This window comes from Alishewanella maricola (assembly GCF_016343785.1).
Classification (GTDB): Bacteria; Pseudomonadota; Gammaproteobacteria; order Enterobacterales; family Alteromonadaceae; genus Alishewanella; species Alishewanella maricola.
In genome coordinates, this window is the sequence record NZ_JAEINI020000048.1 from 1 (window position 1) to 596 (window position 596).

The following is a 596-nucleotide window of genomic DNA, read 5'->3' on the forward strand; positions in this document are numbered from 1 at the left end:
GTAAGCGTAACGCCAACCACACATTCCTATCCTAACTGATCAACATTACCCTGTCTGCCACTTTAAATTATCAGGGTAATCATCATGAAACGCACTAAAGAACAATGGCTGGCGTTATTCGCTGAGCAAGCCCAAAGTGGCCTAACCCAAACGGCATTTGCTAAACGACAAGGGATTATTCCGACCTACTTCAATCTGCGTAAACGCCAGTTGTTGGCTCATCAGAATGATGACACCGGTTTCATTGAATTAGCACCACAAAGCTCGCCACTGGCCCAGCATATCCTGCTACGCAAGCGTGATATGGAATTGCAACTTCCAGCAGGGACGGATGCACTCTGGTTAGCCGCCTTGCTCAGGGCACTTTGACCATGAAAATGTTCCTCGATGTGCTTAAGGTCTATTTGCATAAACAGCCGGTCGATTTTCGCAAATCCATTAATGGCTTATCGTTGCTGGTCGAGCAAGAGATGCAGCTCTCGCCATTTAGCGGTGCACTATTTGTGTTCTGCAATCGGCAGCGTACTCGGTTAAAAGTGCTGTACTGGGATAGCACTGGGTTTTGCCTCTGGTACAAGCGACTTGAAAAAGACACG

General features: G+C 47.5%; 2 protein-coding genes. Both read left to right on the forward strand.

What is annotated here, in order from left to right:
• Positions 1-84: 84 nt before the first annotated feature.
• The gene (tnpA, locus tag JAO78_RS16660) at positions 85-369 is read left to right on the forward strand and encodes an IS66 family insertion sequence element accessory protein TnpA (RefSeq protein WP_205313754.1); all 285 of its coding nucleotides are present in this window, start codon (positions 85-87) and stop codon (positions 367-369) included.
• Positions 370-371: 2 nt separating this feature from the next.
• A partial coding sequence (gene tnpB / locus JAO78_RS16665; protein WP_226752486.1) for an IS66 family insertion sequence element accessory protein TnpB occupies positions 372-596 on the forward strand: 225 nt, incomplete at its 3' end.

What these genes read in the sequence shown, in the direction of transcription:
- tnpA (WP_205313754.1), top strand. Translation starts at nt 85, where the DNA reads ATGAAACGCACTAAAGAACAATGGCTGGCGTTATTCGCTGAGCAAGCC.